The organism is Streptococcus sp. 2_1_36FAA, assembly GCF_000161955.2.
GTDB classification, from domain to species: Bacteria; Bacillota; Bacilli; order Lactobacillales; family Streptococcaceae; genus Streptococcus; species Streptococcus gordonii.
Genome location: NZ_KI391975.1, coordinates 45,574 through 70,802, shown reverse-complemented (window position 1 = coordinate 70,802; position 25,229 = coordinate 45,574). Strand labels below are relative to the sequence as shown.

The following is a 25,229-nucleotide window of genomic DNA, read 5'->3' as shown; positions in this document are numbered from 1 at the left end:
TCCTTTCTATTCTTGGCTACTGCTTGACTCGGTCGCTTCTTCTGAGGAGCTAGAGGAGTTTTCTGAGTCCTCTTTCAAAGCTCCATAATCTGGATAGCTGCTAGATGTTCCTGTATTGGACGTGAGAAGCAACTGCTCCTTGCTGTTGAGCAAGAGCTTACCATCTTGTTTACTGTAGGTTAGTTTTAGTGTCGTTTCGTTAGCTACATTGGTTTGAGCTTTATCATAATTATTTTTCTTAGATAAGAGCGTATTGCTATATCTCACCTGAGCAATAGCCGTTAGGTTCTCCTGATCAATATAAATCTGAGCGCTCTGGAAAACATAGTCCACAACATAGCCCTTATAGGCTTGATTGACGGCCTTGTCTTCCTGATTGACCTCAGAAGTATAGAGCCCTTTCGTCATAAAAGGACGATAACGTTCTCGGTTTTCCTCTAGATCCTTTTTGGTAAAGTAAGCCACCAAAAAATCCTTTACTTGCTTCTGGCTCAATTCCGCCTTTTGATTTGTTTTAATCTGTTCCTGTTGGTTGGTCGTCGTTTTAGTTTTATTAGAACTGCTGCCCGCCTTTCCAAACCCGCCGATGCCATAGCCGATTAAAAAGATAATCACTGCCAGGCCAAGCAGGAGAAGATTTTTCATTTTTCCGACCTCAATCTTATCAATCATCTTATTTCCTTTCTCTCTCTTATTTTGTCGCAAAGGTATAGTAGGATGCATTTTGCAAAACTCGGTAATGCACCCTATCCTGAATACCTAAATAATTACATTCTGAAACTAAGAATGTGCCATCAGGGTTTACAGCTTCTACAAAGGCTACATGTCCATAAATGGCATAAGTTCCATCGAAGCCGCCAAGTGTTGAAACAACTGCTCCAACGCTTGGAGTTGAACTTGTTTTCCATCCTTTAGCAGCCAAAGATTGCACCCAGTTTTGTCCATTTCCTAGATACCCATAGCCGCCTGAAGTATCCGTCAGAATTCCTGTTTCAACTAGTCTATTATAGACATACCAGGTACATTGACCTACCGGATACCCACTACCTGGCTGCGTAGTCATAGCTGCTGTAGAAGGTCTTCCGTACTGCAGCTTTCCTTCGTATTCAGCAGGTAAATTAACACTGTTGGCTAGTGTTCCGCTTCCGCCTCCAGTTGTCTGACGTTTGAAGTAACCTAGCATCTGCTGGGCCGCATGCTGCCGCTCGGCCAGCTTATCCCCTGCATTACCTTCCCAGTTATTAAGAAAGCGCTTGGTCAGCGTTTCAACATCTTCATTGCTGGTCAGGATTTGCCGGGCAATTTCTCTGTAATAAGGAGCATCTCCATCCAGGATGAAGTCAATCTGCAGCTGCAGATCGTACCACTTCTTGCCATGCTCCTGAGCAAAGGCCAAAAGGAGACTATGACGAGTACTACCATCTTTCGTATCCGTCCACATACCAAGACCCAAACCTCGACGTAGGATATTGTCATAGCCGCCACCATAAATGGTTGGTCCGCTCATTGAGAGCCATGCTTCATCATCCCAGGAGCTGTCAGTTGCACCGACCGGCTGGGCTAGATAATCTCCTTCAGCTCGTTTAGCGGTCATATTGCTCTCTACTCCAAAATTTCCAAACATGGCTGCTATACCGTTATCGGTCGCTTTAGGTTCTTTTTTCTTGATATAATCATACGTTTGTTTGCTTCGAATAGCCAAGTCTCCTGAAAGTTCTAAATCAGAGATAACCGACGTGGTTTGATTGTATTTAACTTTTTCAAAGTAAAAGCCAGGATTGACCCAGACCCATTCATCCTTTTTATCTTTATCATCGTACTGACGATATTTGCGATAATAGAACTCCTGACCACCCTGACCGGATACTGTTCCCAATTCCTGACCAGCCGAGACCTGTTCGCCATCCTGAACTCGAATACCATCTACTTTTTTATAAGTCAGTTCTCTGTTAGAGCTAGTAATCAGCACATCACTACCCTTTATTTTAATTTTGCCTCCAAAGGCCGCTCTTAAAGATTGCCCTTGACTGATCTGTATCACCGTTCCGTTATACATTCTATCCTTAGGATCATATCCAAAGCGTCGAGTAATAAGGAGCGGGCTATCATGTCCGGCATCTGAAGAACTATAGAAAGGGTTCTCTAATTCCTGATAAGCCATATAGCGACCCAACTCGTCCGATTTTTTCAGAAGCTCTTCATACTCTTTCAAGGCTTTTTCCCCAAGATAGTAGGTAGTAGCTTGCTCATTGGTATACAAATCTTTCATAGTCTCCAGTTTCTGAGGATCATCATTGAGACCATGCCAGATCTGGCGCAGCAAATCTTTGTAGGTGCGTTGTTCGCTGGTATCTTTCCGAGTGGCCAATGGATTAGTCCTGTTTTTCAAGCTATTACTGCCGTCATCATAAATATCTGACAGCTTATAGTTCTTATAACGGTAATTCATGTAAAAGACCACATCATCAATATTGGACCAGTAGTCCACTTTGTCGTTAGAAGCGTTCCGATCCAATTCTGTCAGATAGATCCATGATTGATTTAATTCCCATTCATCCTGCTGGACTGGACTTGGATTTCCTAAAAAGATAGCGAAAAAGAGGATAAGAAAAAAGCCTACGATATAGGCTTTAAGTGACAACGGATTTTTCAAAATCACCTGCAGGGGCTTTGTTAGGAAATTCAAAACTTTTCCTGTTCCTCGCACAGATTTACCGGCTTTAGAAAATTTAAGTCGGTGACGAAAAGCCCTGAGCCGTTTGGCTGCTTTGACTTCCCATCGTTCCCCAACAACTGTTCGAGTAAATCCTCGACCCCGCAATAGGTTATAACCTCGGTTTACGAGGCCATAAGATCCTTTCACTAGCCCCTTTGAAACAGTCTTGCTTGCCTTGGCGAGCTGCTTTCTTTGCTGAAGGCTTGCATGGATGCCCCTGATTTTTTGACGAGCATCTGCGATATCTTCTAAAGTATCATTCCCTTGCCAGGCCGCCTCCCCCATCCTACCGAGAACTCGGTGTCCACCTCGAGCTAGCTTTTCCTTTTTCGTGCCACCTACTCGGTTATAAGCCGCTCTTTGAGCCTGCTTATCTACCTTCAAGTTGTGTTTGGCTTGATGAAGTTTTTCTCTACTCTCAGCTGTGCTTTGCTTAGCTTTGACCGTTGCTTTATGCTCCGTCTTAGCTTCTTTCAGGCTCTGTTTACTTTCCTGAACAGCGCTCTTGGCTTGTTTCAAACCCTGGCGCTTACTCAGTTCATTATGCTCCGAAATCTTCTGGCTGGCTTCTCGTTTGATTTTCCCCCTTTCTGACCAGGGTTCTTTTTCTGCCATTCTCTAGCTCCTTTCTAATTTATACCACTACTGCATCTGTCTGTGTCAGTTCATAAAGCTTAGTCTCTTTAGGTATCTTGTTTTCAAACGGGACGACAGTTTCTCCAGCTAAAATTAAGCCACTACCTTTTTCTTTTGGTCTCTTGATATAGCGTAGCATTGCATCAGGAATATCTACCACGTCTCGCAGAGCCTCGATGTCCTGTTCTCTCATCTTAAGTAAGATGAAAAACTCTGTATTGGACATAAGATTTCTTCCTTCCTCCCAGGCTAGGATAGTTCCTGGGTTTTGGGTAATGCCAGTTGGAATAGCACCGTACTTCCGGATCCGTGCCCATAGCTCAGCAAAGAAAGCAGCATCTGTCTGGTTACGGAAGGTTAGATGCAATTCGTCCCAATAGAGCCGGATAGTTTCCTTTCCTTGGTACTTAATCACCTGTTGCCAGATGAAGTCCTGCAGTACTAAGAGGGCAAAAGGTTTGAGTTTCTTATCTAGTCCCTTTAGATTGAAAACAACAAGCCGATTATCCAAATTGACATTCGTTTTATAAGAAAATAAGTTCAAGCTCCCTTTGGCATACGGTTCTGATCGTGTAGCCAGCTGCTGAGCAGCATCCTCAGGCTGTTCTAAAAGAATATCATGCCAATCCGCTAGAGTCGGTTCTGAGTAGCGCTCATAGACCAACTTTGTAACCCGGTCAATAATTCCAATATCTTCATCAGTAACCTCTTTAAGAATAGACTCAAAGAGAGCCATAAGAAGATTGGCCTTATCGGCCACACTGTCAATTTCTTCATCATTCTCGTTAAATAAGACCTGATCTGTCTGGGTCAAGCCCATCAGGTTGATATGGCTATCTGACTTTGGAGATAGGTTAATCACCTGACCTCCAAAAGCCTCTGCAATATCTGTGTATTCATTTTCCGGATCCACTATGATAAAGCGATCCTTAAGATACTTTAAATAAGCCGGAATGACTTCAGTTGTTTTAGTTGTCATACCTTTCCCTGACCCCGTCGTTCCGATAATCAATCCATTCGCAGCGTTGAGGTCTCTCTGACGGTCCAAAGTAATCAAATTTTTTGACAACTGGTTTTGCCCATAATAAAGAGCTCTTTGACTGTCAGACTGCAGATCCACATTAGTAAACGGAACCTGCGTCACTACGTTGGATGTCGTAAAAGGGCGCATAAACTCCTTTTTGACTTCCAGGAAGGGCTTGCCGATCGGAAGAATGGTATTGAGACCATTTTCTTGATGATAATAGGTTTCTTCCAAGTCCACACCAAGCTTGCGGCCAGCTGCCTGTACTTTCTTGGTGCTTTGCTGCAGCTCTTCCAGGCTGTCTGCCACAAAGTAAACCGTGATAACCCCATTGAAAATTTTCTGATCCTCATTGACCTTATCTTTCCACTTCTGAGTCGTCTCACTAGCTTCCACAGCTCTTCCAGAAACAGCTAACCCTGGGTCAATTCCAACCTGGAATCCTTCCTTCTGACTACGGACCATTTCCTCTTGAGCCACTGACTGCTCATTAGATAGTTCTTTTCCTACTTCCCCTAATTCTCGAGGAGCAACATGAATTGAGACAGCCAGCTCTATACCAATATCACAAAAACTCTTGATAAGCTTATCGGATAAGAAGTTCGGATAATCTCGGACATAGAGGACCTTAGCGAATTGTCCATCAATCTTCATAAAGTTTTCATGAAACTCAATCCGATTGGGAACAATAAAGTTTTTAGCTGCTAAACCAGACAAGGCAATGTCTTTGTAGGTGTAAGCAAAATAAGGCTGTTGTCTGAGTAGGAAGTTAAAGATCCCCAGCCGCTCTATACCTGAGAGCTTCTTCAGGCTAATATTCATCGCCTGCAATTCATTTTCTACCAGGGTTCCCATTTCCTGAAGTTGAGTGTCTGCGAGGTTCTTCTCATAGGCCTCTGTGGCCAAGGTGATATACTTCTCCACCTTGAAGTTTTTGGCATCCAAAGAAAATCGTTCCTGAATAATATCATTATATTCATCTCGGTAGATATCGTTACAATCTCCTGCAGGCTCATAGAGAACCTTGCGGACTGTCTGATTGTCCACCCGTCGATTGATCACCAGGAGCTGAAAATTATCTCCAGCATCCAGAGAGTTCAGTGCCTCTCCATAGCTGTCAATAATATCCAACTTGTCCTCTGTGCTAGCCGTTGTATAGGCAACATCTCCCAGCCGGTATGTTCGGGAATACCAGTTTTCTGCAATGTGCATGATTCCAGTCTCAAACTGACTGGTAAAGTAAATGCTGTTCTGTGTTGAAGGCTTCCTTTTAAATTCCTTCCGCAAACGAATTTGACGGCTACGTTCAGTAGCCGTCTGGACCGTCCGCTTCCTGAACGGAAGCTGATTGAGTAAACTCATAGTGTCTTGTCTCCTCTCCTCCATATTCAGTCATATAAGACCGTTTTTGATTGATTAACTGAAAGATTAAACGCTCTTTCAGAATTTTGTTTTTCTTAGTTCCATACAAAAAACAAGGACCAATAATAATTCCAGTTACTAAATAGTTAAATACATCTGGGAAGCCTAGCCAATTCAACAAAACTCCCAGAGCTACACCTAAGACAATCCCACCAGTCATAACTAGCTGTCTTAGAGTTCGTCTTAGAAAAACAGGGCGCTCATAGTCCCCAAATTCCTTAAGAAATTCACTGCCTAATTTTTCCAAACCAAAACCTCTCATTCTGTTTTTTAGCACAATAAAAACACCTTACTGTCTGCAAAGTGTTTTCTGTCAATTCTAGTCAATCTCGCCTTTATATTGTAAAGCCGTTCCAATCAGGGATAAAATCCCTGCTATAATCACTATTATTGTAGTGATGTTGTCATTAATCGATGTTGGAGTTGATTGGAAAGGTCTATACTGATCTAATATAACAACCCGATAAACCCCATCAAGAAACCAACACATCACCCACAATCCTAAGCCCATAAAAAACCAATTTTTCAGGAAGGAAAGAATGAAAAAAGGAGCTTTGAGAATCCAAAGCAATACCCGAAGCACAATAAATCCTGCCCTAGCTAGCAACCGACCTAACTGGGAAACAAACTTTTTCCAGTTAGGAACAGCTGCTTTAGAAGTCAGTTCAAATTGATCCGGCTGAAAATTCTGTTCCAGAAACTCTGTACGCTCTTCTTCCGAAGCTTGACTTAACGCCTGATTAAGCTTTTTAACTGCTTTTTCTAATTCTGTTGCCATCTTCTCACCCCTTCCCCTTTTTATTATTATAGCACAATTTACTAGGAAGTTCCGAATAATTTTTTAGACTGTTGCTGGGTTTTCCAAAGTGTAAATATAAAAACAAGTAATTTAAAAATCCCAGCAAAAGCAATATCCGCACCAGCTTTGCCAGTTGAAACCTTAAAGAGATCATCTGTTACAAAAGCAGCATAAATAGCAACTACAATGAATAATACAATTCCTTGAAAAGCTGCAGCTGCAAATTGCTTCAGTAGATTCTTGGCCATATCTCTAGTGCTATCAGCCATCCAGAAAGCAATGATTAGTGGGGCAATTGCTTTGAGTATATACATTTCAAAGGCTCTCATAAAAATAATCATTTTTATAGAGACACTAGAAACAGCTTCCGATAGCCAACTTATTAGCCCCAAGAAATTCTTTAAAATCCAACCATCTACTCCATCTGTTTTTACAGACCCTTTAAAAGCAATAATTGATATTATCTTGCTTAAACCACTTAATATATAACTAAAGAGTTCTGCAATACCATCAAAAATAGTCGCAGAATAAGTGACAAGAATAAAAGCAAATAAAAACTTCACAGCTAATTCTGCAAAGAGGCCACTATTCAAGCCGCCTCCCTCCCGTTTCAAATATCGATACCAAGAATCCAGCTCAATTAGAAACATTACAGCAATAATTAATTGTGCAGCTTTCATACTAGAAGAGTTAATAAGAGTTGACATCTCATTAACTTTAGGTGCATATTCAGCGAGGCTCTGGGTCAATTCTTTAACTTGATCAACGTCCATATCTGCCTCCTTTGGTTTTATCCAAGAGCAGCAATTTGATTAGCTACATAAGTCATTACGATTGTTCCTCCAGCAATCATCATGCCACCATAAATCATGCTATTTTGTCCTTGAAGTCGTTCATTAGGACTGTTAGAACTTTTACCTGCAGCGTATGTTTGCCATCCCTCTGCAATAAACAAAGCTCCGCCAATGTTAATTCCAATACCCAAAAAACGAATGATTGTTGTAAAAATTTCCATGTTTTTATTCTCCTTGTATTATTTCTTATAGCCCTGCCCTGTCAGCTGCAGGGAGGTTTTACGTTGTTGTTTCAATTTTCTAGCAACCAGTACTGGACCGACTTTAATAGTCCGTATCTGACTGATCAGCTGGGTAGTGTAGGGGATGATTAGATCTACTTCCTGCACTTGACCAGCGATAATGCCTGACCTTCTCTGAGTTGCATATTTTGGACCCAAGTTAATCTCTTCTCCTGAGTCCAGGCGAGCTGTTGCACTGCCGTGTTTACCCATCTTTTTGAGGTCAGAGATAGTAACTGACTTTATATCATTTTTTTCAGTCATGGTTAATCCCCCTTCTGAAAAGTTGCTGATTTACAGCTTGCCGAGGCAGTGCGTAACTGCCTTCCGTGTTTCTTACGCAGGGTTATTTTAGTCTAGTAAACCCTAAAACTCCTTTGCCTTACGGGACAAGTCAACCGTGGCTTTACGTCATGTGACCAACACTAGATATCCTTTTCTAGTTACTCGCCGCCCCTATTTCTCTTTTATGTCTAGGTCACGCTAATCAGGACAGCGGGGGTATTCAGTTGTCAAAGATCTGGCAGCAGTTTATTGACTTGCTGAGGTCAAGTGTTAAACTATAAGAATATTAGTATCGCAGTCTAAATCATGACTCAGTTCTCTTTTGGAACAAATGTCACTTTCTTGATGTACCTTGTATTAATACTAAAAGGGGGAGTTGCAGACGTGAAATTTAAAGCACCGCCATCAGAGAATGCTGTGCTAAATAGTTGCTGAATCTCTTCAAGGTTATAATTAATGTCAATATTCTCTATAGTTGAATCATGATACTCGATATAAATGCTCAACGGTTGAGCAGGCTTTGGTTCAGACTTCATTGCTGCCATACCTGCGTTTCTTCTTTCAAATACCATTACTGTATCCTCCATATGTTCAGCGTTCTTTGTTTTTATCATCTATGAATATCAGTTCGTATATCTTTGATTTCGATGATTGCTCAAAAGCTATTTTTTGCCATTGCTTTTTAGTAAAACTTACTTTCCAAAGAGGAATGCAATTAAACAAATAAACTCGGCCTTCGTACTTCACTTGTTCTTCATTTTCTTTCATACCAAAAACCCCTTACGATTTTTTCAAACAACTTCTAAACTAGGAACAAAACCTTATTCCAGTTGCTTTCTAGTATTGCTATTGAAGGTAGCCAGGAGGCCATTGTAGACGTACTCAGCAACCATTTCAGATGAACGTGCAAAGCGCATGTTCTCTAGAGCATACTTGTAACGGTCCTCAAATGGCAGCATGATAGCACTAATTACTGTTTCTGAGTAGTTATCTTCCAAAAGCTGAGCATAGACCAAATCACAGATATAATCTTTATCATACTGGGTAGCTTTATCAACTTTCCGGAAAAGAGAATTTGGATCTTTCTTTTTTGAATTTTGAGTAGCCTTTTCCTCGTCCTCCTCAGAAATAATTAATTCAGTATCATTAATATCAGTATCACTAATATCAGTATCGTTAGGGGATAAATCTGATACCGGGGTAGTATCAATTTGACACCCCCCTGGTGTTTTTTTGACACCCCCCTGGTCTAAATTTGACACCCCCCTAGTGTCAGATTTGAAATCAACTGGTTTATCAGTATTTCTAGCAAGTGTATCATCTTGTAGTAGACCAAGGTAAATCCGGTTAGCAAGGTTTCCTGATTTACTAGTAGATTGTTGAATTTCACGAATTAAACCATATTCTGTAAGCTGCTTCTTAATTCTTAAAAGAGTAGATTTTGAACAATTTAGGATCTTCATTAGATTAGAGTTAGAATATACCAAATAGATATTTCCATCTTCATCAATCCAATTGTTCTTGAAAGATAAATCCAATCTGTCTTTCAGCATAGAATAAGCTACTTTGGAGTCTAATCTCATGTTCTCGTACAAAGGGCTTTCAAACAGAATTTTGGGTAATGCATAAAATCGTTCTGATGTTTGATAATGACTTGCACTAATAAATTTTATATCTCGCATTGATTAAACCTCCCTCAGTCTAAAAGCACCTTTTGAGTTAAATCTAATCAATCCAAACGCTTCTAGTTCTTTCAAATTTTCTAGCGTTTCTTTTCGTGTAAAACCAGTCTCTTTCATCAAGAATGAAATAATAGCCTCTCTGGATTCTTTTTCTTTAGGTGACATATTAGCCCCTCCTTAGTTATCTTAAACAAACAAAAAACGAGGAAATGATTTCTCATTTCCTCGTCAATTTCTTATTCAATTTTTCACTTTCTCAAAACTCTAGACACTTACCTTTAAAACTTCATGAACGAGATATTCTGATACTGCTCAAGTATTTGACGGCCCTGTTCCTTTCCGATATAATAGGACTAGTTTGACTGATGAGGAGTTTTTTATGTCTGATTTTGAAAAATTGCAAGAGACTGTTTACCAACTATTAAAATTGGTTGGGGAAAATCCTGACCGTGAGGGGTTGCTCGACACACCAAAGCGAGTAGCTAAAATGTATCAGGAAGTATTTTCTGGACTTGGTCGAGATCCTAAGGATGAATTTACTGCTGTATTTTCGGAAGGTCATGAAGAAGTCGTTCTTGTAAAAGATATTCCATTTCATTCCATGTGTGAACATCATCTCTTACCTTTTTATGGTGTTGCTCATGTCGCCTACCTACCAAGCAATGGCAAAGTCACCGGGCTGAGCAAATTAGCCCGTGCAGTTGAAGTGGCTAGCAAACGTCCTCAACTACAAGAACGCCTTACTGCCCAAATTGCGACAGCCTTAGATGAAGCTTTGTCACCCGAGGGTGTATTTGTCATGGTTGAAGCCGAACATATGTGCATGACTATGCGAGGAATCAAAAAACCTGGTAGTAAGACTGTCACGACTGTTGCAAAAGGAATTTACAAAGAAAATGTTCATCAGAGACAGGAAATTTTGTCCATGATTCATCACGACTAATTCCCTCTTATCACTCAACACATTATGCTCACCTTAGAAAGAAGTTTATGAAGAAAAAATTAGTATTTCTCCTATTTCTGGCTCTAATCTGTATTGGAATCGAGTACGAAACAAAGACCTATACTCTAGGCGAATTATCCGGCAAAGCCTACGGCATTATTGGACTGGCTGCCTTATTAGCCTTGCTTTATATCGTTCCAGCTAGCTTAATCATTTTACACGTTCAAAAAAAATGGAAGACTCCACTTGCCAGCTTAATCATCGCCTTCTTGGGCGGGCTATTCATCGCGGGATGGACTTCTGGTCTTGCCAACACTTATATCCATGACGGTGTTTCTACTTTATCTATTTCTTTTATTAATGATTTAGAAAGTGCTATCGTAGCGCCACTTGTCGAAGAGCCTCTCAAATTGATCGGTGTAGCCTTTGCTCTCTACTTAGTTCCTGTAAAAAACTTGAAGTCTATCTTACTTCTAGGAATTGTAGCGGGATTTGGTTTCCAAATCAGTGAGGACTTCTCTTATATCTTATCTGATATGTCAGAAGGCTTCTCTTTCGCTATCTCAGGAATTTTGGGACGCGTGGTTGGCTCAATCGCCTCACATTGGCTCTACACAGGCTTGACTGCTTTCGGTTTGACCCTCATGATTCGCTATCGCAAAAAGAATGCTAGCAACTTCAAAACAGGACTTATCTACTTCCTAGCGGCTTTCATCCTACATTTCATCTGGAACTCACCGCTTTCAGCTATTGAAACCGAAATACCGCTTGTAAGACCCATCCTATCTGCCCTAGCTATTTTTACCTTCTTCCTAGCCTACCAAACAGCTGCGCGATTGGATAATGATCAGCCAAGTTTACATTTTTAAACACTTATATAATAAAAAGAACTGCCCCAAGACAGAACAATCTATCTTAGAGCAGTTCTTTTTATTGTCCACAGACTATGAGTCTATCAAGAACTAATCTATCACTGTGAACTTGATATGAGAGTGGTCCTTTTCTAAATCCTTGCCCGCCATAAAGGCTGTAGCTTCTTTCTTTACTTTTACTAAGTCGATTCCCTGGTCTTGGGCACCAAAAATACAGCCACAATAACACTGACGATAAATATCATATTCCTCGCACATCTCCACCGAGCGCTTGTAGCCTTGATTTTTCTTGAAATCACTCGGTAAATAGTGAGTAGCATAGACCTTTTGAACCTCAATACCAACACTGTTGATGGTTTGTGAATTCTTATGTGGGCTGATAGTCAGGGCACTACCGAAATAATCAAAACCAAGTTCAACCGCAACTTCTGCCGTCTGGTCCAATCGATAGTCATAACAGACCTTGCAACGATCGCCCCCTTCAGGTTCATCCTCCAGGCCATGAACTTTTCGGAAAAATTCCTGAGGTGCATAGGGTGCTTCCAAATACTGAACTGTATAGCCTGTTTTCTCATTGAAGTCGCTGACAAACTTTTGAGTCACATAAGCCCTCCTCTGATACTCCGCCTTAGGATGAATATTGGAGTTGGCAAAATAAATTGTCACATCCGCATATTGGCTGAGATATTCCAAGGTATAGGTCGAGCAAGGGGCGCAACACGTATGCATAAGAATAGTTGGACGTTTCTGATCCTTTTCCCAAACCTGGACCATTTTCTGCATGACACGGTCATAATTGATTTTCTGGTTGAGATTCATCTTGCTCAGAATTTCTTCTACATCAATCATCATTTTCTCCTTTTTCTATCGTTATTTTATCATATAGGAAGCCTGAGCTCAAATCTTCAAGGAAATAATTATGTTTCAACAGTAAAAAAAGAGGAAAAATCTTTCCTCTTTTTGTTATTTAAGCTTTTAGCTAATGACTACATCATGCCACCCATCATGCTTGGATCCATGGCTGGTGCTGGACTAGCTGGCTCTGGCTGATTCGCTACCACTGCTTCGGTAGTCAAGATCAGGCTAGCAACAGAAGCTGCATTTTGCAAGGCTGAACGAGTCACCTTGACTGGGTCAATGATTCCAGCCTCAATCATGTTAACCCATTCACCAGTCGCTGCATTGAAACCTGTACCAGCTTCAGAGTTTTTCAAACGGTCAATGACGATTGAACCTTCAAAGCCTGCATTGAGAGCGATTTGGCGAACTGGCTCTTCCAAGGCACGAAGTACAATATTACGACCAGTAGCTTCATCTCCTGTTAATTCGAGAGCAGCAACTGCATCTAAAACGCTAACAAAGGCTGTACCGCCACCGGATACAATTCCTTCTTCTACAGCGGCACGGGTTGCGTTAAGGGCATCTTCAATGCGGAGTTTCATTTCCTTGAGTTCTGTTTCGGTTGCAGCTCCAACCTTAATCACAGCTACACCACCAGACAATTTAGCCAAACGTTCTTGCAGTTTTTCCTTGTCAAATTCTGAAGTTGCACTTTCAATTTGAGACTTAATAACAGCTACACGGTTAGCAATAGCTTCTGGATTGCCAGAACCTTCGACAATCACGGTGCTGTCCTTGTCAACAGTGACTTTAGATGCTTGTCCAAGTGCTTCAATAGTCGCATCCTTGAGGTCCAAACCAAGATCTTCTGTAATGACTGTTCCACCTGTCAAGATGGCAATATCTTCCAACATAGCCTTACGACGATCACCAAAACCTGGTGCTTTAACAGCAACAACGTTGAAAGTTCCACGAATCTTGTTAAGAACCAGTGTTGGCAAGGCTTCGCCATCCACATCATCTGCAATGATCAAAAGCGGACGGTTGGTTTTCAAGATGCTTTCCAACAATGGCAGGATTTCTTGAATGTTAGAAATTTTCTTGTCTGTAATCAAAATATAAGGATTGTCCAGATCAGCCACCATTTTTTCACTATCTGTCACCATGTATTGAGACAAGTAGCCACGGTCAAACTGCATTCCTTCTACAACATCCAGCTCAGTTTCCATCCCTTTGGACTCTTCGATAGTGATAACTCCGTCGTTGCCAACTTTTTCCATAGCCTCAGAAATGTATTCACCGACTTTCTCACTACGAGAAGAAACGGCAGCAACCTGAGCGATCGCTTCCTTGTTAGAAACTGGAATAGCAGTTTCTTTCAGAGCGCTGACAGCTGTTGCAACAGCTGCTTCAATCCCACGACGGATACCGATTGGATTGGCTCCGGCAGTTACGTTTTTGATTCCTTCGCGGACGATAGCCTGCGTTAAAACAGTTGCTGTTGTTGTTCCGTCACCTGCGATATCGTTGGTTTTGGAAGCAACTTCTGACACCAACTTAGCACCCATATTTTCAAAGTGGTCTTCCAATTCAATTTCTTTAGCGATGGTCACACCGTCATTGGTGATAAGGGGAGAGCCAAAAGATTTTTCCAAAACAACATTGCGACCTTTAGGTCCCAAGGTTACTTTGACTGTATCTGCTAAAATATCGACTCCGCGTACCATTGCACTTCTTGCATCAGCTGAAAATTTAATGTCTTTTGCCATTTTTTATCCCTCTTTTCTAATCTTACTCAACTATTGCTAGAATATTGGCTTCGCTGACTAGAAGGTGGGTTTCTTCACCGTCTTTCACTTCTACTCCTGCGTGGCTTTCAACAAGAACCTTGTCTCCAGCTTTGACAGATGGTGCTACCAATTCACCAGTCAGCGTACGAACTCCTTGGCCAACCGCTACAACTGTGGCTGTCTTAGTCGCTGCATGACTGTTACCTGCAATAACAAAACCGCCAACTTTCTCTTCTTTTTCTTCTATTTTTAGGACCACTCGGTCACCTAATGGTTTTAACATAGTATCCCTCCTGAGATTGAATTTTAGCACTCTCGTCTATCGAGTGCTAATCTATAGTTATTATTTTATCACTTGGTCAAAAATAGTCAAGAAAAAAATACTATTTTTCTTCAAAGAACTTAAAAAAACTGATCAGAAAAACCAATCAGTTTTTTTGTCTTACCCTAGGACTAGAGCATCATCATTCAGTACTTGACCACTGTTTTTATGGAAGAGATCCATGAGCTGAGCTACCGTTAGATTTTCCTTTTCTTCACCCTTCACATCCACGACAATCTTCCCATGATAGAGCATAATCAAGCGATTACCATACTCAATGGCGTGTTCCATGTTATGAGTGACCATGAGGGTTGTTAGTTTCTGCTCTTCTACTACTTTTTTCGTTAAGTTCATCACCATATCACTTGTTTTAGGATCGAGAGCTGCGGTATGTTCGTCCAGCAAGAGAACCTTAGGTCGAACTAGGGTCGCCATCGAAAGAGTCAAAGCCTGTCTTTGACCACCAGACAAGAAATTAGCATCCGTCTTCATCCTATTTTCGAGACCTAGGCCGAGATGTTCCAGTGCACCCTTAAAGATTTGGCGTTCTTCTTCCGTAATTGAGCGTTTGAAAAAACTCCGCTTCTTCCCACGACGGTAGGCAATGGCCATGTTTTCTTCTATCGTTAAATTGGTGGCTGTCCCCATCCGCGGGTCTTGAAAAACTCGACTAATACTTTTCGATCGATCAGCTACTGAAGACTTTCTAATAGACTGACCATCAAGCAAGATATCTCCATCATCAATCTCTACGACACCTGCGATAGAGTTCATCAAGGTTGATTTCCCTGCTCCATTCCCACCAATTACGGAAATAAAGTCTCCCTGTTCGATTTCGAGATCCAAGCCTCGGAGAACAGGATTCTCATTGATTGTTCCTTTTTCAAAGGTCTTATGAATATTGGTTAATGTTAATAAAGGCATTAGCTGTCACCTCCTGGTGTTAAGGTTTTGTTTGCTTTAATCTGCAATTTTTGACGAATTTCTGGAACGTAAAGAATGAGAGCAAGAAGAATAGCTGAGGCTAATTTAAGCATTTGAGCATCCACATTCATAGCCAGAATAACTACTAGAACTAAACGATATAGGATGGATCCGACCACAATGGACCAGAGACGTTTTCCAAGCGGAAGGTATTTAACAATGACTTCGGCCAAGATAATCGATGCTAAGCCGTTTACAATGGTTCCTGTTCCCATATTCATATCCGCATAACCATTATTTTGAGCTAAAAGGGAGCCAGCAAGGGCAATTAGCCCATTTGAAAGCATATAACCTAAAATCTTAATTCGGTCAACTTTAATTCCATTGGCTGCCCCCATAGTCAAATTATCTCCGGTCGCCCGCAAAGCTAAGCCAAGCTGGGTATTGAGTAGGACAATTAAAAGTAAGATAACAAAGGCAACGAAAGCAAGCCCTAATACAATGACAGAAGCAGTCTTGGATAGACTAAGTAAACTTGTCATCATAGTTACCAGGGTCTTTTGCCCAGAAAGAGAAAGATTAGAACTTCCTAGTACAAGTAAGTTAATAGAGTAAAGGGCAGTCAGGGTGATAATCCCAGTCAGAAGAGCTGGAATCTTCATCTTGGTATGTAGAAAACCAGACACTGCCCCCGCCAGCATTCCAGCAATGAAACCGCCAATGGTGGCTAGAAGAGGATTCAGGCCTTTCATAATCAAAATGGCTGTAGTTGCTGCACCAAGTGGGAAGGATCCTTCTGCAGTCAGGTCTGCAATATCTAAAATCCGGAAGGTAATGAAGACTCCAATAGCCATAATGGACCAGAGCAAACCTTGAGATAGAGCAGAGAGTACAATATCTAGAAGACCACCAGATGAATCAGACGACTTGGATTTAGAAAGAGAATTCACTTTCGGATTTGCAGTGTTTTTAGTAGAAGAGCTTTTCTGAGTTGTTTTTTTCGTTTGAGCATTTGCCTGCTCCTCTTGCTCAATGGCACTGATGTCGATTCCTAGAAGCTGAGCCATTTCTTTATTAGCGACTGCCTTTAGCGTCTCAGGATCTTCAGCTGAAATATCATCGACCTTTTCTCCATTCATAATTCGAATAGCCATTTTAGCAGTTTGGCGACCCAAAGCTTCAAAATCAGCCCCGTAGGTAAAGAGCACCCCATCATCTACCACGTCAACAGAACCACCCACTACGGGCACCTTCATTTCTTTAGATAAGTCTGTCACCAAGGTGATCGCTGAAACGATGGTATTATCAGCAGGGATAAAGAGGGCTTCCGTCTGACTCATCAGGCTTTTTGTAGTATCTTGCACATCATTAGTGGAGGAAATCCCCTTGACAACTGTCTCAATACCAGCTTCTTTAAACGCTGCTTCTGCCTCTTGCACCTGAATCTCTGAATTTCGTTCATTAGTCGTATACATAATCCCAACTTTTTTCAGATTAGGCATGACTTTTTTCAGTAGAGCCACTTGTTTCTTTGCAGAAACTCGGTCACTGGTACCAGTTGCCAGACCGCCAACCTTGTCCATAGACTTCACGAGCTTTGCAGAGACAGGATCTGTAATCGCCGTAAAGAGAATAGGGGTATCAGTCGATAGATTGACTAATGATTGGGCTGCTGGCGTTGCAATCCCTAGAACCAAGTCATTCTTAGAAAGTAGGCTCGTAGAAATCGTCTGGAGATTGGACTGGTCCCCTTGGGCATTCTGGTAGTCAATCTTGATATTCTTACCATCAATATACCCTTGGTCTTTCAACTCATTCTCAAAGCCTTTTCGAGCAGCTGTCAGGGACTCATGCTCCACATATTGAAGAATCCCAATGTGGACCTGTTTTTCCGACTTCTTTGAAGAACTGCATCCTGCTACAAGAAGTAAGGCCATCGCCAAACTAACCAAGGAAAGTAGTGTTTTTTTCATATCATGCTCCTTAAATTTTTTCAAAAACAAAAAGCCAATTAGATTTTATTCTAACTGGCTTTTAAGTGCTGATATAGATGAGATCAATCATCCACTTTTATCCAGTCAGTTAGAAAAGATATCTAATCAGCTGGATTCATCATAAAATGCTTTAGCTTCATAGATACAAACGGGGAACGTTTGTATCCTTTCGGCTACAAACGTCTATCTAAAGAAACTAAAGTAAAAGTAGGTATTTAATTTAATTGTCTGTGATGACGTTTGTTTAACCATTTTATTTCTCCTTGTTTTTATTGTTTAATACTATACCCTTAATTTCAGACAATGTCAAGACTTTTTTAGAAAATTTCTGAAAATTTTTAATAATCAACCCCCGATAATCTTTTATCAGGGGCATCTAGCTTAATATTTTATTTGAATTTTAGCTTCAAAATCATCAATGACTTTTTGAAGATTGAGTCGGCCTTTGTAGATACCATAACCAAATACTAACATGGCAAGAATACCTAAAACTGCTAGGATAATTCCAACAATGAAAAGAATCATATTGGTTTGGCGGAAGAAATAAATCAGAACAAGACCGATACTCGCAATGGTAAAGAAGAGACTAAACCAACGTCCTAGATTTTCAATCATATGTTTTTGATAGTGAATTTCTGTTTCATAGCCTTGAATCAATTCTTGTTCTGTCATGATTTCTCCTTTTAATATTTCAAACCTGGATTAAAGAAGCCAAGTAATACACCAATAAATGCAACAACTACAAGAAGCAGCATCACTTTGATTGGAGACAGATTTTTCTTAGCCATTAACCACCAGCAAAAGACGATAAATAATGCCGTCAAAAGTCCAGGATAAACTCCGTCTAACTGATCTTGCAGAACCAAGAATGCTTTTCCTGATGAGTCTTTTAATTGGAAAGCTGTTTTAACAGGCACCCAAGTAGCTGCTACCGCACCAATAACCATACCACCAATGATAGATACAGATTTACGGATAGCTTGTCCTTGAGGACCAACAAGAAATTCAACCGCTTTGTCGCCCAGTTCGTATCCTTTAAAATAGGCAAATTTCATACCGAAGTAAGCTAGCAAGTTCCAGACAACGATATAGAAGATAGCACCTAGTGGAGATCCTCCATTTGACAAACCAAGGGCTATCCCCAAGATAATCGGGATCAGGGTCCCAACAATCAGTGAGTCACCTATACCAGCAACAGGTCCCATCAAACCAGCACGAAGTCCATTGATTGTTTCATCATCCACTCCGTCAGCACCATTTGCACGTGCTTCTTCGAGCCCTGCTGTAATCCCGACAATCAAGGCACCTAGCTGTGGTTCAGTATTGAAGAAGGCTGTATAAGTATGCATTGCCTTTGCTTGGTCTTCTTTTTTCGAATAAAGTTCTTCCACAATTGGTAGCATAGACGCGAGATAACCAAAAGTCTGCATGTGCTCTTGTGAGAAGCAAGTCAAGTTACCATAGTACCAATGATGGAAAGATTTTCCTAATGTTTTTTTCGTTAATTTTGCCATTTTAGATATCCTCCTCATCATCGTCATCAATCACGCCTGTACTTGCTACTGCTTGAGCTCTGACATTTTTAGCCATTTGAATTTCATAGAATAGAACAGCGAAAATCAATGAAATGACTGCACAAGAGACTAGATTTAATCCTAGAGAAGCTGCAAGAGTAAAACCGACAAAGAAAGGAATAAAGTCGACAGCTTTTTCAACAATTTGTTTTAACAAAATAGCGATTCCGACACATGGAAGGAGTGAGCCCACTGTAAAGAGGGTTTTCATTGGAATTCCATCCAAAGGAAGGGCTGATTTCAAAGCTGTAACTGCATCTGCCCCTAATTTACACATGATTAGAGTTGGCAAGAAGGAGAAGACAATGTGTGAAATCCATGGGAAGCCCCAGTCTACTGCGTATAAACGTTTAAATTCTCCCTTTTCAACAGCTTTCCAACCAATATGTTGCCAGAGCAAGTTCATTGTTGCTGTACCATAAAATAGAACGGTACCAACTGTCCCTACCAAAGTTCCCATTGATTTAGCCAAGTTTGCTGCATCTGAAGAATCGAGGGCTAAGCCTTGTGTCGTAATAGCTACCATCGCTAGCGGAATACCGATATAAGAAACCGCACGAACGTCTGCTGAAACAGTACCACCAGGAGTAACCAGGGCAATATAAACCAATTGCATGGCAACCCCACAGACTATCCCTAGTTTAATATCCCCTAAGATAAGCCCTGAAACAAGTCCACCAACAAGCGGGCGTCCCAGAGTATAGTTACCAATTGATGTACCACCTAGACCAGGCATGGATGACAAACACGCAAACAATCCTAGCAAAGCGGCCTGTAACCAAGAAATTGTCATAATAAGCCTCCTTTAACGCTTATAGTATTATTAAAAACCAAATTTAGACTTGAAATCACTCCAGTAGCCGATGGAAACATCTGGCAACAATTGGAATTTCACCTTATAACCAGCCTTTTCAATTGCTTCAATTGCCTCTGCTTCTTCCTGAGTAATGGACTGATTATTTCCTAATTTCGTTGCTCCTGGGCGATCATTAGCAGGGCCGACGATAATTTCTTTGACATCAGCTGGAACAAAGCCTTGGTCTACTAAAATTTCTTTCATATCAATTGGATTCTTTGTGATTAAGAAATAGCGACTATCTGAATCCAAGACCTTTTGTGATTTTTCTTTGAAAGCTTCCTTAGTCCAAACAAAAGTTTTCTTATCTGAAGCAGCTTTATAAGCCTGTTTTAACACGGCATTCCCTGCAGCTGCATCATTGACCGCAATTAAGCCATCACAAGGATATTCCTTAGCCCAGCGAGTAACTGTCTGACCGTGGATCATGCGGTCATCAATCCGTACAAATGAAATTGTCATGATAAATCTCCTTTAAGTATTTAAATATCGTCGTCATCTTCTTCGTCGCTATCGGTTGCGACTTCGAATTCTTGAAGAGCTGCTGAAGCTTCTGAAAGAATGGTTCTAGCTAGTTCTTTGCCTTCTAACATATCTTTCATCACTAGCCCTGTTAAAGCCATAGTCAGGTTTAGACCACCTAGGACAACTGCTGTGTCTAGTTTCCCAAGTTCAGCCAAGACATTGCAGGCAGTAGTAAGAGGGCTTCCCCCAACAATATCTGCCAACACAAGAACCTGATCTTCCTCAGCTAAGCCCGCTAAAGCTTGGCGAAACTCCAAGGCAAAATCGTCTACTGACTTACCTGCTTTTAGACCAACAGCAATCACTTGATCTGTCTTGTCGCCGGCAAACATTCCCAAAGAACTTTGCACCCCTTCGGCCAAGCCACCGTGGCTGACCAATACAAGATATTTCATCTTTCCTGCCTCCTTACCCTTCTACTTCTTAGCCAATTCAGACTTTAAATGATGAAGGTTTCTTTATGACTTTATTGTACAAGATATGGAACCGGTTTCATATTGTCAAATGTCACGTAAGTCAGATGACATTTGTTAATAAGAATATGACAATTGTCATATTGGTCTAGTCAACTTTGTTTATTTTGTGATTGAAATGTAAAAAAAGAAAGCAGATTATTTTCCGCTTTCTATTTCCTTTTGAATACTAGGTAGGGAACTATCAATCTCTTGATTCTGCATCGCTTTTTGAATCAGATAGTCCATCCGCTCCATCGTATGTTGATCTACTTCTAGGCTGATATCAATGATAGAGCGATTCATCATGCGATCCAACCTCTCAGAAGTCAAAGAATCCAAGCCAAAATCATCTGCTTGTAGGATTGCTCTAGACTGCTGACTTTTCACTACAGATGGCAAGACCGAAGTCCCTTGAGATTTCTCAAATAGAGCCTGTTGGCTTTCTTTATCCTGCGACAACAAAAGCATAAATTCCCATGCCAGTTTTTCTTGACTGGTATTAGAAGACATGGCAAAGAGCGAGGTCTTGACCTGAGTTCCCATCACCTGATTGTTGGCTGTAGGCATTGGGATACAGGTCCAAGAAAAGCTAGAATATTTGGAAACATGATAAGGATAGGGTTTGTAGGTCCGATACTGGGCCAGACTCATAGGATAGAAGGCCACCCGTCCCTCATCAAAGTCATTAGAAGTCACCTTATAGTGCCGACTGAGCATATCTAATTTGCTCATAAAGGACAGGGCTTGGTGCATCTCTGAGCTGTCTACATTGATACCGGATTTATCGGTAAGATGGCCACCGTAAGCTACCAGAGCCTGCTGCCAAGTGTAATCTGTTATACCGTACTGATCCACCACACCATCGCCATTGGTGTCTTTGGTTACTTTCTTACAAATCTCATAGAAATCTTCTAAAGTCCAGCCTGACTCAGGAATGTTAATTCCTTCTTTTTCAAGCAAGTCTTTATTGACACACATCATGATAGGATTGCTCTCAACTGGAAGAGCATAGCTGACTCCCTGATATTGCCCAGCTTCATAAGCCACCGGATAAAAGGCCTTTCGCTCATCATCCGTTAGGAGGGTGTCCAAGGATTTGAGAGCGCCAGTCGAAGCCAACATGCTAAAGTCGTTTTCCGGTACCATAAAGAGATCCGGTTGCTCGCCTTTCAAGACTTGCTCTGTCAGCCAGTCAGCGTAATCATCCTTGGGAATCCCGCTTTCATAGACGACCTTGACATGAGGATGCGTCTTTTCAAATTTCTTAATCAGGCTGTCCAAGACCTTGTTTTCTCGACTGTTAGGTACATCCCAGCTGGAGCCAGCATAGACGCCGATACGCAGGACTTTTTCCTGAGCTGAAGCCCAAAAGACAAAAGCTAGGGCAACAGATATGATCAGGACAACCAGCAGGGCCAAATGTCTCAATCTCCACTTCATTTGTCGCTTTCCTTACTAAAATCTCTCTGGGTAACCCCAGTCTGAACAGCCCAGATAGCCAGCTGGGTGCGGTCACGCAAGTTGAGCTTGGCTAAGATACCTGACAGATAATTTCGGACTGTCCCTTCTGATAGAAAAAGCTTGGCAGCAATTTCTTTATTCGAAATTCCAAAGCCAATCTGCTGGATAATCTTCCACTCCGTCCGGCTCATGTCCTCTATATTTTCCTCCGTCACCGTGATAGCAAAGTTGGACTGGGCCATCTGTGAAAAGATTTTGAAGACCTTGGTGGCAATATTGGGATTGATCATGGCTCCGCCTCGATAGACTGTCTGAATGGCTTCGTGAAGCTCTTCTGTCGAAACCCCTTTAAGAATATAACCAGACGCGCCGTATTTGAGAGCGGAGAAGATAAATTCATCGTCATCAAAGGTCGTCAGAATGATAATCTTAACATCTGGATACTGCTCTTTGACAGCCTTGGTACAAAGAACACCGTCCATGACTGGCATGCGAATATCCATCAAAATCACATCTGGGCGTACCCGATGAAGCTTTTCCAGCACTTCCTTGCCGTCTCCGACCGTCCCGACCACCTCAATATCTGCGTGGGCTGACAGGATGATTTGCAGAGACTCGCGAATCAAGGCCTGATCATCTGCTATTAAAACCTTAATCATGTCTTCCTCCTATTTTGGGGATTTCGATATGCGTGTAGAAACCGTCCCTATTTTCAAAGCGGACGCTTCCTCCAATAATCATTAGGCGCTCCTGCATCTGCTTGAGGCCATAGCCATAGTGAAGTTCATCAAAGCCAACACCATCATCCTGAATGGTCATTACATAAGCTTCTTCTTCCTCCAGTAGCTCAATCCAGATAGTCTTGGCATGCCCGTGGCGGACAGAGTTAGTAATAGACTCCTGAATCACCCGAAAGACAATGTCTTCCTTTGCAATATCCAAATCAATATTATCCCATTCGTAACGAAGATGAATCTCCAAGTTGGAGATAGCTTCATACTCACGGATAATCTTAATCAGAGCTTCCTTCAAAGTATTATTTTCCAGAGCTCCCGGTCGCATCTTATTGAGCGAGCCTCGGACATCACGGATACCATCTCGAACGACGACAGAGACATTATTGAGCTGTTCCTTCGCCCGATTGGTATCAATATCAACCAAGACCTTGACCGCATCAATACCCGCTGAAATTCCCGTCAGGGCATGGCCCAATGTATCATGAATCTCTCTGGCAATCCGCTTCCGCTCTCTGTCTTCTGCTATCTTTTCGGACAAGGCCAGATAAGAGTTCAACTCGCGATTAGCCTGAGAAGCCATACGCAGCTCTTCCTCAATCCGATGACGCTCTGTAATAGCCGACAAGATATAGAAGAGCAAGGAAATCATAAAGACAACGATATTGAGAGAGTAGAGGAAATTCTTACCAAAAAGCAGTAACAGCCGAACGGACTCTGGGTAAAACCGAATATAGGTATCTAGAGAAGGCAGCTTGATAAAAAGCGACATGAGATCATAATTGGACAAAAGCAGCATGCCAAAGCTCAAAATAATGAAAGAAAACCAGTACTTCTTGTCTTTAGAAGAATTGAACTCCTTAGAGCCATAGAAAATATCCGCAAACACCAGGAGAATCAAGCCATTGTAGGACGAGTGCAAGACAGAAAAGATGACCAACATAAGCAGGATTTCAATAATGGTCACCTTGTCATAGACAGACAGCTGATTAGGGTGGCGCTCGCGATAGTACATGACCAAGAGCAGGCAGGCATACAAGCTAATTGATACCCAGAAAATCAAGCTGGGAGAGCCAGGAATGGCATCCAAACGCTCCAAGAGCGAGTGACTGAAGCCCTTAGCAGCTACATAGTTGGTCGCAAAGAGATAGATAGACGCATTATAGACAATGGCAACCAGATTGATGATCATCAGCGCTATTTTGCTGTAAAATATACTTTTTTGAGGTCTCATTATTGCCACCCTGTAACTGTGTATTGACTGATATTATCCCTATTAACCAGATGAACTGGAATCAGATATTGGCTGTCGTAGGATTTCCCTTCCTGCATCAGCTCAATTACCTGCGCCACCTTGCGTCCCATCTGAATGGGCGATTGGGCTACAGTTCCCTCTATATCGTTTGTTGTAGCCAAAAAGTTTTTGATATCTGGTGAGCCATCCACGCCATAAATAGAAAGCTTTCGGTTCAAGCCGTTATTTTTAATAGCCGCTAGGGCACCAATCGCTGCCCGATCATTGAGAGCCATGACCACATTAAAGTCCATTCCTTCATCTAAGGCACTTTTTACTTGAGGCATTGCTTCTTCAGTCTGTCCAAGCGTCTCTTTTTGGGAAATAATCTTGTACTGAGGCTGATTTTTTATTGTCTCTACAAAACCTCGAATGCGGTCCATAGCAGAAACTGCATTTCGATGTTCTAGCAGAAGGATATTCGCAGCTGGCAAACGTTTCATCATATCTTTAGCAATTAAAACACCAGCTTGGTAATTATCTGAAACAATTGTCGTATCGACTGCCACTTCCTTGCTGATTGGCGTATCCACTACGATGATTTTAATCCCAGCTTTCTTGGCCTTCTGAAGAGAGGAAATGATACTTGGACTATTGCTTTTCACTGGATTAATCACAATGACATTTACCTTTTCTTTGACGAAAAAATCAATCTGTTGGCTCTGCTTGCCCTCATCCAATTCAGGATCCCTAACGTAAAGTCGGCTGCCCTGCTGGTTAGTTTTCTTCTCCAACTCCGCATTTAAGGTCTTGTAAAAGTCGTTATTCATGGTCATGTAGGTCACCCCAATCTTGACCTGTTTTGGATCCGGAAGAATCCCTTTAAAATACACAAAAGATAAAGCCATTACAAGTAGAACTAAGAGGGGCCACAAAGTATTTTTATAATGCATACGACTTCTTTGCATTTCTTTTTTCGCCATCATCCATACCCCAATCTTTCTAGTAGGCTTCACTTATATACAGAATTATTATATTACAAAGCACGAAAAAATCAAAATCTGCT

Annotated in this window: 28 protein-coding genes; 2 read left to right on the top strand and 26 right to left on the bottom strand. The window is 41.5% G+C overall.

All coding sequences use genetic code 11. From position 1 onward, the window contains the following. Window positions 1-6: 6 nt before the first annotated feature. From HMPREF0847_RS05675 to HMPREF0847_RS11355, 12 genes are all read right to left on the bottom strand, one after another. The gene (locus tag HMPREF0847_RS05675) at window positions 7-672 is read right to left on the bottom strand and encodes a hypothetical protein (RefSeq protein WP_020992705.1); all 666 of its coding nucleotides are present in this window, start codon (window positions 670-672) and stop codon (window positions 7-9) included. Window positions 673-691: 19 nt separating this feature from the next. Then, window positions 692-3,331: a phage tail tip lysozyme gene (locus tag HMPREF0847_RS05670; RefSeq protein ID WP_008809881.1), complete on the bottom strand. Its 2,640-nt coding sequence runs from the start codon at window positions 3,329-3,331 to the stop codon at window positions 692-694. A gap of 19 nt (window positions 3,332-3,350) precedes the next feature. After that, window positions 3,351-5,738, bottom strand: coding sequence for a VirB4-like conjugal transfer ATPase, CD1110 family (locus HMPREF0847_RS05665; protein ID WP_008809882.1), 2,388 nt, complete (start codon window positions 5,736-5,738; stop codon window positions 3,351-3,353). Continuing rightward, window positions 5,683-6,075 (bottom strand): hypothetical protein, encoded by a 393-nt coding sequence (locus HMPREF0847_RS05660; protein WP_008809883.1) that lies wholly within the window; start codon window positions 6,073-6,075, stop codon window positions 5,683-5,685. Before HMPREF0847_RS05660 ends, HMPREF0847_RS05665 begins: the two co-directional genes overlap by 56 nt. A gap of 42 nt (window positions 6,076-6,117) precedes the next feature. Next, the gene (locus HMPREF0847_RS05655; RefSeq protein WP_008809884.1) at window positions 6,118-6,576 is read right to left on the bottom strand and encodes a hypothetical protein; all 459 of its coding nucleotides are present in this window, start codon (window positions 6,574-6,576) and stop codon (window positions 6,118-6,120) included. A gap of 41 nt (window positions 6,577-6,617) precedes the next feature. After that, entirely contained in the window at window positions 6,618-7,370 is a 753-nt protein-coding gene (locus HMPREF0847_RS05650; protein WP_008809885.1) for a type IV secretion system protein, read from the bottom strand. Between the two features lie 17 nt (window positions 7,371-7,387). Then, complete coding sequence (locus HMPREF0847_RS05645) at window positions 7,388-7,612, bottom strand: hypothetical protein (protein WP_002905332.1); 225 nt, start codon at window positions 7,610-7,612, stop codon at window positions 7,388-7,390. Between the two features lie 18 nt (window positions 7,613-7,630). After that, window positions 7,631-7,936: a hypothetical protein gene (locus tag HMPREF0847_RS05640; protein WP_008809886.1), complete on the bottom strand. Its 306-nt coding sequence runs from the start codon at window positions 7,934-7,936 to the stop codon at window positions 7,631-7,633. 332 nt (window positions 7,937-8,268) lie between these two features. Next, entirely contained in the window at window positions 8,269-8,529 is a 261-nt protein-coding gene (locus HMPREF0847_RS05635; protein ID WP_020992703.1) for a hypothetical protein, read from the bottom strand. Between the two features lie 19 nt (window positions 8,530-8,548). Beyond that, on the bottom strand, window positions 8,549-8,725 hold the full coding sequence (locus tag HMPREF0847_RS11360) for a hypothetical protein (protein ID WP_008809888.1): 177 nt from the start codon (window positions 8,723-8,725) through the stop codon (window positions 8,549-8,551). A 53-nt stretch (window positions 8,726-8,778) separates the two neighbouring features. Continuing rightward, window positions 8,779-9,639: a replication initiator protein A gene (locus HMPREF0847_RS05630; RefSeq protein WP_008809889.1), complete on the bottom strand. Its 861-nt coding sequence runs from the start codon at window positions 9,637-9,639 to the stop codon at window positions 8,779-8,781. A gap of 3 nt (window positions 9,640-9,642) precedes the next feature. After that, on the bottom strand, window positions 9,643-9,804 hold the full coding sequence (locus HMPREF0847_RS11355) for a hypothetical protein (RefSeq protein WP_008809890.1): 162 nt from the start codon (window positions 9,802-9,804) through the stop codon (window positions 9,643-9,645). 214 nt (window positions 9,805-10,018) lie between these two features. Here HMPREF0847_RS11355 and folE point away from each other — a divergent pair, with 214 nt between their 5' ends. Both folE and HMPREF0847_RS05615 read left to right on the top strand, forming a co-directional pair. Then, on the top strand, window positions 10,019-10,582 hold the full coding sequence (gene folE, locus HMPREF0847_RS05620; RefSeq protein ID WP_008810025.1) for a GTP cyclohydrolase I FolE: 564 nt from the start codon (window positions 10,019-10,021) through the stop codon (window positions 10,580-10,582). Window positions 10,583-10,629: 47 nt separating this feature from the next. Continuing rightward, window positions 10,630-11,451 carry a PrsW family glutamic-type intramembrane protease gene (locus HMPREF0847_RS05615; protein ID WP_008810026.1) on the top strand — a complete coding sequence of 274 codons (822 nt, stop codon included), beginning with the start codon at window positions 10,630-10,632 and terminating at the stop codon, window positions 11,449-11,451. A 93-nt stretch (window positions 11,452-11,544) separates the two neighbouring features. Here the strand turns inward: HMPREF0847_RS05615 and HMPREF0847_RS05610 are convergent, their stop codons facing one another. The 14 genes from HMPREF0847_RS05610 to HMPREF0847_RS05545 all read right to left on the bottom strand — a co-directional run bounded on the left by HMPREF0847_RS05610 (window position 11,545) and on the right by HMPREF0847_RS05545 (window position 25,149). After that, on the bottom strand, window positions 11,545-12,303 hold the full coding sequence (locus HMPREF0847_RS05610; RefSeq protein ID WP_020992702.1) for an epoxyqueuosine reductase QueH: 759 nt from the start codon (window positions 12,301-12,303) through the stop codon (window positions 11,545-11,547). A 137-nt stretch (window positions 12,304-12,440) separates the two neighbouring features. After that, on the bottom strand, window positions 12,441-14,063 hold the full coding sequence (gene groL / locus HMPREF0847_RS05605; protein ID WP_008810028.1) for a chaperonin GroEL: 1,623 nt from the start codon (window positions 14,061-14,063) through the stop codon (window positions 12,441-12,443). A gap of 22 nt (window positions 14,064-14,085) precedes the next feature. Beyond that, window positions 14,086-14,367: a co-chaperone GroES gene (groES, locus tag HMPREF0847_RS05600; RefSeq protein ID WP_020992701.1), complete on the bottom strand. Its 282-nt coding sequence runs from the start codon at window positions 14,365-14,367 to the stop codon at window positions 14,086-14,088. A 159-nt stretch (window positions 14,368-14,526) separates the two neighbouring features. After that, complete coding sequence (locus HMPREF0847_RS05595) at window positions 14,527-15,330, bottom strand: ABC transporter ATP-binding protein (RefSeq protein WP_008810030.1); 804 nt, start codon at window positions 15,328-15,330, stop codon at window positions 14,527-14,529. Further along, the gene (locus HMPREF0847_RS05590) at window positions 15,330-17,303 is read right to left on the bottom strand and encodes an ABC transporter substrate binding protein (RefSeq protein WP_008810031.1); all 1,974 of its coding nucleotides are present in this window, start codon (window positions 17,301-17,303) and stop codon (window positions 15,330-15,332) included. The genes HMPREF0847_RS05595 and HMPREF0847_RS05590 overlap by 1 nt, the downstream gene beginning before the upstream one ends. Window positions 17,304-17,705: 402 nt before the next feature. After that, window positions 17,706-17,996: a hypothetical protein gene (locus tag HMPREF0847_RS05585; RefSeq protein WP_008810032.1), complete on the bottom strand. Its 291-nt coding sequence runs from the start codon at window positions 17,994-17,996 to the stop codon at window positions 17,706-17,708. A gap of 11 nt (window positions 17,997-18,007) precedes the next feature. Further along, window positions 18,008-18,838, bottom strand: coding sequence for a PTS system mannose/fructose/sorbose family transporter subunit IID (locus HMPREF0847_RS05580; protein ID WP_008810033.1), 831 nt, complete (start codon window positions 18,836-18,838; stop codon window positions 18,008-18,010). A 1-nt stretch (window position 18,839) separates the two neighbouring features. Further along, window positions 18,840-19,691 (bottom strand): PTS mannose/fructose/sorbose/N-acetylgalactosamine transporter subunit IIC, encoded by an 852-nt coding sequence (locus tag HMPREF0847_RS05575; RefSeq protein ID WP_008810034.1) that lies wholly within the window; start codon window positions 19,689-19,691, stop codon window positions 18,840-18,842. A gap of 30 nt (window positions 19,692-19,721) precedes the next feature. Beyond that, window positions 19,722-20,216 (bottom strand): PTS system mannose/fructose/N-acetylgalactosamine-transporter subunit IIB, encoded by a 495-nt coding sequence (locus HMPREF0847_RS05570; protein ID WP_008810035.1) that lies wholly within the window; start codon window positions 20,214-20,216, stop codon window positions 19,722-19,724. A gap of 20 nt (window positions 20,217-20,236) precedes the next feature. After that, window positions 20,237-20,674 carry a PTS sugar transporter subunit IIA gene (locus HMPREF0847_RS05565; RefSeq protein WP_008810036.1) on the bottom strand — a complete coding sequence of 146 codons (438 nt, stop codon included), beginning with the start codon at window positions 20,672-20,674 and terminating at the stop codon, window positions 20,237-20,239. 216 nt (window positions 20,675-20,890) lie between these two features. Then, complete coding sequence (locus HMPREF0847_RS05560) at window positions 20,891-22,174, bottom strand: ABC transporter substrate-binding protein (protein WP_008810037.1); 1,284 nt, start codon at window positions 22,172-22,174, stop codon at window positions 20,891-20,893. Next, the gene (locus HMPREF0847_RS05555; RefSeq protein ID WP_002896732.1) at window positions 22,171-22,854 is read right to left on the bottom strand and encodes a response regulator transcription factor; all 684 of its coding nucleotides are present in this window, start codon (window positions 22,852-22,854) and stop codon (window positions 22,171-22,173) included. Before HMPREF0847_RS05555 ends, HMPREF0847_RS05560 begins: the two co-directional genes overlap by 4 nt. Beyond that, window positions 22,847-24,163 carry a sensor histidine kinase gene (locus HMPREF0847_RS05550; RefSeq protein ID WP_008810038.1) on the bottom strand — a complete coding sequence of 439 codons (1,317 nt, stop codon included), beginning with the start codon at window positions 24,161-24,163 and terminating at the stop codon, window positions 22,847-22,849. Before HMPREF0847_RS05550 ends, HMPREF0847_RS05555 begins: the two co-directional genes overlap by 8 nt. Beyond that, window positions 24,163-25,149, bottom strand: coding sequence for a sugar ABC transporter substrate-binding protein (locus HMPREF0847_RS05545; RefSeq protein ID WP_096754965.1), 987 nt, complete (start codon window positions 25,147-25,149; stop codon window positions 24,163-24,165). Before HMPREF0847_RS05545 ends, HMPREF0847_RS05550 begins: the two co-directional genes overlap by 1 nt. Window positions 25,150-25,229: the final 80 nt, after the last annotated feature.

What these genes read in the sequence shown, in the direction of transcription:
- HMPREF0847_RS05675 (WP_020992705.1), bottom strand. Translation starts at nt 672, where the DNA reads ATGATTGATAAGATTGAGGTCGGAAAAATGAAAAATCTTCTCCTGCTT.
- HMPREF0847_RS05670 (WP_008809881.1), bottom strand. Translation starts at nt 3,331, where the DNA reads ATGGCAGAAAAAGAACCCTGGTCAGAAAGGGGGAAAATCAAACGAGAA.
- HMPREF0847_RS05665 (WP_008809882.1), bottom strand. Translation starts at nt 5,738, where the DNA reads ATGAGTTTACTCAATCAGCTTCCGTTCAGGAAGCGGACGGTCCAGACG.
- HMPREF0847_RS05655 (WP_008809884.1), bottom strand. Translation starts at nt 6,576, where the DNA reads ATGGCAACAGAATTAGAAAAAGCAGTTAAAAAGCTTAATCAGGCGTTA.
- HMPREF0847_RS05650 (WP_008809885.1), bottom strand. Translation starts at nt 7,370, where the DNA reads ATGGACGTTGATCAAGTTAAAGAATTGACCCAGAGCCTCGCTGAATAT.
- HMPREF0847_RS05645 (WP_002905332.1), bottom strand. Translation starts at nt 7,612, where the DNA reads ATGGAAATTTTTACAACAATCATTCGTTTTTTGGGTATTGGAATTAAC.
- HMPREF0847_RS05640 (WP_008809886.1), bottom strand. Translation starts at nt 7,936, where the DNA reads ATGACTGAAAAAAATGATATAAAGTCAGTTACTATCTCTGACCTCAAA.
- HMPREF0847_RS05635 (WP_020992703.1), bottom strand. Translation starts at nt 8,529, where the DNA reads ATGGTATTTGAAAGAAGAAACGCAGGTATGGCAGCAATGAAGTCTGAA.
- HMPREF0847_RS11360 (WP_008809888.1), bottom strand. Translation starts at nt 8,725, where the DNA reads ATGAAAGAAAATGAAGAACAAGTGAAGTACGAAGGCCGAGTTTATTTG.
- HMPREF0847_RS05630 (WP_008809889.1), bottom strand. Translation starts at nt 9,639, where the DNA reads ATGCGAGATATAAAATTTATTAGTGCAAGTCATTATCAAACATCAGAA.
- HMPREF0847_RS11355 (WP_008809890.1), bottom strand. Translation starts at nt 9,804, where the DNA reads ATGTCACCTAAAGAAAAAGAATCCAGAGAGGCTATTATTTCATTCTTG.
- folE (WP_008810025.1), top strand. Translation starts at nt 10,019, where the DNA reads ATGTCTGATTTTGAAAAATTGCAAGAGACTGTTTACCAACTATTAAAA.
- HMPREF0847_RS05615 (WP_008810026.1), top strand. Translation starts at nt 10,630, where the DNA reads ATGAAGAAAAAATTAGTATTTCTCCTATTTCTGGCTCTAATCTGTATT.
- HMPREF0847_RS05610 (WP_020992702.1), bottom strand. Translation starts at nt 12,303, where the DNA reads ATGATTGATGTAGAAGAAATTCTGAGCAAGATGAATCTCAACCAGAAA.
- groL (WP_008810028.1), bottom strand. Translation starts at nt 14,063, where the DNA reads ATGGCAAAAGACATTAAATTTTCAGCTGATGCAAGAAGTGCAATGGTA.
- groES (WP_020992701.1), bottom strand. Translation starts at nt 14,367, where the DNA reads ATGTTAAAACCATTAGGTGACCGAGTGGTCCTAAAAATAGAAGAAAAA.
- HMPREF0847_RS05595 (WP_008810030.1), bottom strand. Translation starts at nt 15,330, where the DNA reads ATGCCTTTATTAACATTAACCAATATTCATAAGACCTTTGAAAAAGGA.
- HMPREF0847_RS05590 (WP_008810031.1), bottom strand. Translation starts at nt 17,303, where the DNA reads ATGAAAAAAACACTACTTTCCTTGGTTAGTTTGGCGATGGCCTTACTT.
- HMPREF0847_RS05585 (WP_008810032.1), bottom strand. Translation starts at nt 17,996, where the DNA reads ATGACAGAACAAGAATTGATTCAAGGCTATGAAACAGAAATTCACTAT.
- HMPREF0847_RS05580 (WP_008810033.1), bottom strand. Translation starts at nt 18,838, where the DNA reads ATGGCAAAATTAACGAAAAAAACATTAGGAAAATCTTTCCATCATTGG.
- HMPREF0847_RS05575 (WP_008810034.1), bottom strand. Translation starts at nt 19,691, where the DNA reads ATGACAATTTCTTGGTTACAGGCCGCTTTGCTAGGATTGTTTGCGTGT.
- HMPREF0847_RS05570 (WP_008810035.1), bottom strand. Translation starts at nt 20,216, where the DNA reads ATGACAATTTCATTTGTACGGATTGATGACCGCATGATCCACGGTCAG.
- HMPREF0847_RS05565 (WP_008810036.1), bottom strand. Translation starts at nt 20,674, where the DNA reads ATGAAATATCTTGTATTGGTCAGCCACGGTGGCTTGGCCGAAGGGGTG.
- HMPREF0847_RS05560 (WP_008810037.1), bottom strand. Translation starts at nt 22,174, where the DNA reads ATGAAGTGGAGATTGAGACATTTGGCCCTGCTGGTTGTCCTGATCATA.
- HMPREF0847_RS05555 (WP_002896732.1), bottom strand. Translation starts at nt 22,854, where the DNA reads ATGATTAAGGTTTTAATAGCAGATGATCAGGCCTTGATTCGCGAGTCT.
- HMPREF0847_RS05550 (WP_008810038.1), bottom strand. Translation starts at nt 24,163, where the DNA reads ATGAGACCTCAAAAAAGTATATTTTACAGCAAAATAGCGCTGATGATC.
- HMPREF0847_RS05545 (WP_096754965.1), bottom strand. Translation starts at nt 25,149, where the DNA reads ATGATGGCGAAAAAAGAAATGCAAAGAAGTCGTATGCATTATAAAAAT.